The organism is Mycobacterium sp. (assembly GCF_049280035.1).
Classification (GTDB): domain Bacteria; phylum Actinomycetota; class Actinomycetes; order Mycobacteriales; family Mycobacteriaceae; genus Mycobacterium.
On the sequence record NZ_JBAPPI010000039.1, the window covers coordinates 1 to 6,632 of the forward strand.

The 6,632-nt window shown below is 67.1% G+C and carries 7 protein-coding genes; 1 reads left to right on the forward strand and 6 read right to left on the reverse strand.

What is annotated here, in order from left to right:
* Positions 1-73: 73 nt before the first annotated feature.
* The 3 genes from WAN71_RS01295 to WAN71_RS01305 all read right to left on the reverse strand — a co-directional run bounded on the left by WAN71_RS01295 (position 74) and on the right by WAN71_RS01305 (position 2,275).
* Positions 74-1,354: an ArsA family ATPase gene (locus WAN71_RS01295; RefSeq protein ID WP_422223595.1), complete on the reverse strand. Its 1,281-nt coding sequence runs from the start codon at positions 1,352-1,354 to the stop codon at positions 74-76.
* Complete coding sequence (locus WAN71_RS01300) at positions 1,351-1,788, reverse strand: SRPBCC family protein (RefSeq protein ID WP_422223596.1); 438 nt, start codon at positions 1,786-1,788, stop codon at positions 1,351-1,353. Before WAN71_RS01300 ends, WAN71_RS01295 begins: the two co-directional genes overlap by 4 nt.
* A gap of 88 nt (positions 1,789-1,876) precedes the next feature.
* The gene (locus WAN71_RS01305) at positions 1,877-2,275 is read right to left on the reverse strand and encodes a polyketide cyclase / dehydrase and lipid transport (RefSeq protein ID WP_422223597.1); all 399 of its coding nucleotides are present in this window, start codon (positions 2,273-2,275) and stop codon (positions 1,877-1,879) included.
* A 111-nt stretch (positions 2,276-2,386) separates the two neighbouring features.
* Between WAN71_RS01305 and WAN71_RS01310 the strand changes: the two genes are divergently transcribed.
* On the forward strand, positions 2,387-4,189 hold the full coding sequence (locus tag WAN71_RS01310; RefSeq protein WP_422223598.1) for an AMP-dependent synthetase/ligase: 1,803 nt from the start codon (positions 2,387-2,389) through the stop codon (positions 4,187-4,189).
* Here the strand turns inward: WAN71_RS01310 and WAN71_RS01315 are convergent.
* The 3 genes from WAN71_RS01315 to WAN71_RS01325 form a co-directional block, all read right to left on the reverse strand.
* Positions 4,186-5,322, reverse strand: a complete 1,137-nt coding sequence (locus WAN71_RS01315; protein WP_422223599.1) for a glycosyltransferase family 4 protein — start codon at positions 5,320-5,322, stop codon at positions 4,186-4,188. The genes WAN71_RS01310 and WAN71_RS01315 overlap by 4 nt on opposite strands.
* Positions 5,323-5,331: 9 nt before the next feature.
* Positions 5,332-6,147, reverse strand: coding sequence for a hypothetical protein (locus tag WAN71_RS01320; protein WP_422223601.1), 816 nt, complete (start codon positions 6,145-6,147; stop codon positions 5,332-5,334).
* Between the two features lie 31 nt (positions 6,148-6,178).
* Positions 6,179-6,632 (reverse strand): NlpC/P60 family protein (locus WAN71_RS01325; protein ID WP_422223600.1); only part of this gene is annotated, 454 nt, incomplete at its 5' end.

Here is a 6,632-nt window from a genome sequence, read left to right on the forward strand (position 1 = left end):
CGCCCCTCCTCATCGCTGCGTCCCCCTCGCCGCTGCGCGGCTGGGGGTGCCCCCACTGCATCGTCGCCGGCGGTCACCTCGGCCATACCTCCGGATCAGGTAGAAAACGCACCGTCAACTCGCTACCTCGAAGATGCGCGTCCAGTACCGTGCATCGCCGCAGGACGGACGCCAACCGAACTCTGCGCCGCATCCCGCCGACGCTGACGATCAGATCGTCGCCGACCCGGCCAAGGGTAAGCGCGCCGGAATCGATCTGCGGCAACTCTAGCCGCAATCGGTAGATCGACTGCAGACCAGATCCGGACTCCAAGTCGACGACCGGACGCAACGGCCCCGGCGGTGCCGATCCGTCGCGACGGCGCGCACTGTCCAGCAGCTCCGCCAGCGCTTTGGCGCCGATCGGCTCACCGGCTAGATGCGGGGTAAGTACTAAGGCCACATCGCCGATAGCGGCGTCCAGCTCGTCCAGCACAGCGCGCTGCTCACTGATTCGCTCGGAATACCAGTCGAAGGCCGGATGAGCGGGCAGATTGCGGTATTCGTATGAATCGTCTTGCACCAGAATCTGGTTGACGATTAATTCGTCGACGCGCACACCCATCAACACCAACGAGCCCAGCGTCCGGACCGCTTCGGCCGCTACCACCCGTTCCGCGGTGAGGACCAGATGCGCACCGACTCGGGTGCCGTCGGTCAGCAGTGCGCTGAGCTTTTCGACGCTCCGGCTGATGCGTTCCAGCAGTTCCACCACCGCCGTCGACCGCGCATCGTCGGCGGCGGCGGAAAGCCTGCGATGCCGTGGCCATCCGCGCTCGACATACAGGGCAAAGGTGGCCGGCAGGGTCAGCATCCGCATTGCGTCGGCGGTGGAGGCACAGTCGACCACGAGGTGATCCCACTGCCCGGCGGTAGCCAACTCGCCGACCTCATGCAGGCCGAGAACTTCCTGCACTCCGGGCAGCGCCGAAAGTTCTTCGGGCGCAATATCGCCCAGCTCCGATTCTGCGAAGCGCCGGCCCAGTGTGTCGACCACGGTGCGCCAGCGTGCCTCGAGCAGCGCCAGGGTATCCATCGCCAGCGCGTCGAGGAAGCCGCCGCCCACGTCGGCGGCCCCGGTTTCGAGGTCGGCGAGCACCCGGACGGCGTCGCGCCGGCCGGTCGGCGGGACCGCGACACCGAGCACGTCACCCAATGAGTGCGCTTGGTCGGTGGATACCAGCAGCACTCGCTGACCGGCGCGCGCTTCACGCACGGCGGTCGCGGCCGCCAAAGTGGACTTCCCTACCCCACCCTTGCCGACGAAAAGACTGATCCGGGCAACAGTGGGCGCTGCTGATTCACCCAGCCTCACTCAGCCTCGACTCGTTTCTTCAGATCCTTCAACGCGGTGTCGATCAGCCTGCGCTCGGCCTTGCGCTTGAGCAAGCCGATCATCGGGATAGCAATGTCGACGGTGAGTTCGTAGGTGACGTCAGTACCAGATCCCTTGGACGCCAATCGATATACGCCGTCGAGGGACCGCAGCAGCGAGCTGGAAACCAGCGACCAGCGCACCGATTCGCGATCTTTCGGCCACACGTAGGACAGCACCAGCGTGTCTTTGAGGACGCTGGTGTCCAGCACCAGCCGCGCCACCTTCGGGTTCCCGTCGGGGTCGGCCTCGAGTACTTCGGCCTCCTTGTATTCCGACACCCAATCGGGGTACGAACCGATGTCAGCGATCACATCCATGACCGTGCCGGGGTCCGCGTCGATGTAGATCGTCTGCGCCGTCTTCTCCGCCACCTGGTCGCTTCCTTCTCCCCCATACGCGGTCTACACCCTGTGGTCTGTACCGCCAGTCCACGGCAGAAACGGTACTCCCCGGTTGAACTCAGACCTGGTCAAGCACCGGAGAAACCCCGACTGGCCGGGAGCGCTCCAGCGTCGCCTTCACCTCGAAGGCCATTCTCTTGCCGGCGACCCGACGGCGATGGGTCATTCTGCGCAGGTTCATCCTGGCCAATTGCCAGGCCGCCACCCCGGACGGCTCGGCATGCAGGAAGTAGTGCAACACGGCGCCGTCCAACGACGGCTCCAACCAGACTTCCATGGTCCCGGTCAGCGGTCCGGTGATCGCCCATCGGACTCCTAACGGGCCGCGGTCTTCGATGACCCGCAGCCGCAGATCAGGCCACCACCGCCGCCAGTTGGCCGGATCACCGACGGCAGCGCCGACGCGTGCGGGGTCGGCGGCGACAAACGTCTCGTCGGAGATTTGAACGCTGTGCACGGCCCCTAGCTTCACATACCGCACCGATGGCCGCATAGCACCACCCGGGATTGCCCGGACTAGGCTGATTGTCCGGCCCGGCCGTCCGAGGTAACAAGCGAGGTCACAAGAGTGCGTGAATTCAGTGTTCCCGCCCCGTTCACGGTGGGCGAGCACGACAACATCGTCGCCGCAGTGTTCGAGCACGAGCGCGATGACCCTGACACCGTAATTTTTCAGCGCCTGGTCGACGGGGCCTGGACCGACGTTACCTGTGCTGCCGCGGCGGCCCAAATCCGCTCGGCAGCACTGGGTTTGATCGCGCAGGGGGTGCAGGCCGGCGACCGGGTGGTTATCTTGTCAGCCACCCGCTACGAGTGGGCGATCCTCGATCTGGCGATCCTGGCGGTAGGCGCGGTCACCGTCCCGATCTACGAAACATCGTCGGCCGAGCAGGTGCGCTGGGTGCTGTCCGACTCGGGCGCAGTGGTGGCGTTCGCCGAAACCGACGCCCACGCGAAGATGGTCACCGAGCTCACCGGCGACTTGCCTGAGCTGCGGCGCGTGCTGCAAATCGACGGTTCGGGCGCCAACGCCCTCGAGCAACTCGAGCAGGATGGCGCGTCGATCGACCCGGCCGAGCTGACCGCCCGCATCGAGGCGTTGCGCAGCGAAGACCCGGCGACGCTGATCTACACCTCGGGTACCACCGGGCGCCCCAAAGGCTGCCAGCTGACCCATTCCAACCTGGTCTACGAAACCCGGGGCGCCAAGGAGGTTCTCCCCACGCTGCTGCGCGAGGGCGAGCGACTGCTCGTGTTCCTGCCGCTGGCGCACGTGTTGGCCCGCGCGCTTACCTTGTGCGCCTTCCACAACAAGGTCGTCGTCGGATTCACCAGTGACATCAAGAATCTGGTGCCGATGTTCGGGGTGTTCAAACCGACGGTCGTGGTGTCGGTGCCGCGGGTGTTCGAGAAGGTGTACAACACCGCTGCGCAGAATGCCGCCAACGACGGCAAGGGGCGCATCTTCGCGATCGCCGCGCAGACCGCAGTGGACTGGAGCGAGGCCGTCGATCGCGGCGGCCCGGGCTTACTGCTGCGGGCCAAACATACGCTGTTCGACCGGCTGGTGTATCACAAGCTGCGTACGGCGCTGGGCGGTGACTGCCGCGCGTCGGTCTCCGGCGGCGCACCGCTGGGCGCGCGGCTTGGCCACTTCTACCGCGGCGTCGGTCTGACCGTCTACGAGGGCTACGGGCTGACCGAGACCAGCGCGGCGATCACCGTCAACCAGATCGGCGGCCTGAAGGTCGGCACCGTTGGAAAGTTGTTGCCGGGCAACAGCTTGCGCATCGCTGACGATGGCGAGCTGTTGGTGCGAGGCGGCGTGGTGTTCCACGGCTACTGGCACAACGAGCAGGCCACCACCGAAGCGATGGAAGACGGCTGGTTCAAGACCGGTGACCTGGGCGCGGTTGACGACGACGGGTTCCTGACGATCACCGGCCGCAAGAAGGAAATCATCGTCACCGCTGGAGGCAAAAACGTCGCCCCCACCGTATTGGAGGACCAGCTACGGGCGCACCCACTGATCAGCCAGGCGATGGTGGTCGGAGACGCGCGACCATTCGTGGGCGCGCTGATCACCATCGACCCCGAGGCGTTCGAGGGCTGGAAGCAGCGCAACAGCAAGCCTGCCGCAGCGTCGGTGAGCGATCTGGCCACCGACCCCGACCTGATCGCCGAGGTGGACGCGGCCGTCAAACAGGCCAATTTGGCGGTGTCGCATGCGGAGTCGATCCGCAAATTCCGCATCCTGCCCGTCGACTTCACCGAGGACACCGGCGAACTCACCCCGACGCTGAAGGTCAAGCGCAAGGTGGTGGCCGAGAAGTTCGCCCACGACATCGACGCGATCTACGCGAAGGATTAGCTGCGCACCAACTCAGACAGCCGGCCGGCCAATGCATCCCATCGCCACTGCGCGGTGACCCAATCCCGGCCGGCGGCGCCCATCGCAGCGGCTCGATCTGGGTCAGCGAGCAGCTCGGTAACGGCGTCAGCGATCTGATTCACCGAGCGACCGTCGACCAATAACCCAGTCTTGTTGTGCTGCACGGTTTCCGGCGCGCCACCCGAGCATCCGGCGATTACCGGCACACCGGTCGCGGAAGCTTCCAGAAACACAATGCCCAACCCCTCCACATCCAGCCCAGCCCCGCGGGTCCGGCATGGCATCGCGAACACGTCGGCCATCGTATGGTAGGCGGGAAGGTCCGCAGCCGGGACCCCGCCGGTGAACGTCACGTCTTCGCTCACGCCAAAGCGCTCGGCCAGCCGGCGCAGCGTCTGCAGATATGGACCACCACCCACGATCACCAGCGCCGCCCCATCCACTCGCTGCCGGACTGCCGGCAGCGCGCGAATCAGCATGTCTTGCCCCTTGCGCGGCACCAGCCGCGACAGGCACACCACCGTCGGCCGCTCGCCCAAGCGAAAGCGGGCGCGTAACTCGGCGCGGCTTGCCGGGTCCGGACGGAATCGATCGGTGTCCACCCCGGGCGGCAGGTGCTCCAGCGCGGCCTGCGGCCCGAACGCTGAGGCGAACCGCCCTCGGGTATAGCGGCTGACGAAGGTGACGACGTCGCTGTCGTCGCCTATGCGACGCAGCACTGACCGTGCCACCGGAAACATCGACCAGCCCACCTCGTGGCCGTGAGTGCTGGCCAGCACCCGGCTTGCACCGGCTTGACGGGCACGATGCGCCAGCAGCCCCAGTGGCGCGGCCGCGCCGAACCAGACGGTGTCGACGTCGTGGTCGGCGATCAGCCGGCGCATCCGGCCGTCGACCGCGGGCACGGGCAGCATCAACGTCCCGGGATGGCGCACCACCTGATAGCCCAGGGTTTCAGCATCAAAGGCGTCGGCGCCTTTCCACTGCGGCGCGTACACCGTCACGGTGTGCTCCCCGGTGGCGGCCAGTCGAGACACCAGCTCGACCAGATAGGACTGGATGCCGCCGCGTCGAGGCGGAAAGTCGTTGGTTACCAGCAGGACCCGGGACACCTGGGTAGGTTAACGGGTGAGCCACTGCTGCCAGTCGGCGAGCACACCCGTCGTGTCGGCGCCCAGGACGTCATGCAGGGCGGTGGGTAGGTCGGCGTGCCTGACACCACACGCAGCCCGGTAGAGCGCGCTCAGCGTCGTCGTCCCGCGGGTATCGGCGACAAAACGCGCGAACCACCATGCCCGGTCGTAGGCATCAGAACGCTGCAGCCCGGGCGCGTCAAGGTCGGCGTCCGACGGCAACGCGGTCGGTAGCTGCGTCAACTTGGGCAGCGGCGCGTGCGGCCTGGCAACGTAGTCAGCCACGCCTTCAGTCAGCCACCGGGGCGCATCGACTGCCGTGTCGGCGCGTGTTGCGTAGTGGAAAAGCTCGTGGCCCAACACGATTCGCAACGCCGGGTCACTCATGCTGACGGCACCGGGCGCGAACACGATCCGCTGGCCGATCGCAATCCGCCGGACCGGGTCTACCCGGTCGGCAACGGCCACCGCCGCGATATCGGCCCACTGGGCCGCAGGCCCTCCGTCGGCCTCGGTCTCGAACTGCGGCTGCGAGCCGGTGGCCACGACGGTGATATCGCGTGGCCAGTCGGCCCCCCAGAACGCCTCCACTGCGTCGACGGCCTGACCGATGTTCGCAGCGACACGGCCCAACAGGACCTCCGATCGCGGACCGCCGAGATTAGTCATCCGCACGGTGCGGTCGCCGGCAACGACGAGCCGCGGCGCTGCGGCGCTGACCGGTTGTGCCGGTGCTGTCCGCCCCGGGCCGAGGACTGAGACGGCGCCGAAGACCAGTTCGGCGATCAGTGCGCCGGCCAGCAGCCAGCGGCGACGGTGTGTATACCGTCGGCGATCAGTAACGGCGGGCGTCGTAGATCGGGCCGGACGATGTCATCGGCACCACCCGCACCGGCACGCCGTAGGTGGACGAGTGGACCATCAGGCCGTCACCGATGTAGATGCCGGCATGGGAGGCGTCGGAATAGAAGGTCAGCACGTCACCGGGCTGCAGGTCGGACAGCGAGACCGGCTGGCCGCCGTGGGCCAGCGCCTGGCTGGAATGCGGCAGTGCGATGCCGGCCTGCTGGAACGCCCACATCACCAAGCCGGAGCAGTCGAACCCGCCTGGCGCGGCGCCACCCCAAGAGTAGGGCGCGCCGACCTGGGTCAACGCAGCCTGGACCGCGATAGCGCCCTGACCGCTAACGGGTGCGGCGCCGAATCCAGGCCCTGGCCCGCCCGGCTGCCCACCGCCCGGTGGTAATGCCTCTGGACCGGGAGCGGCGGCCATGGCCGCGGCTCCCGGG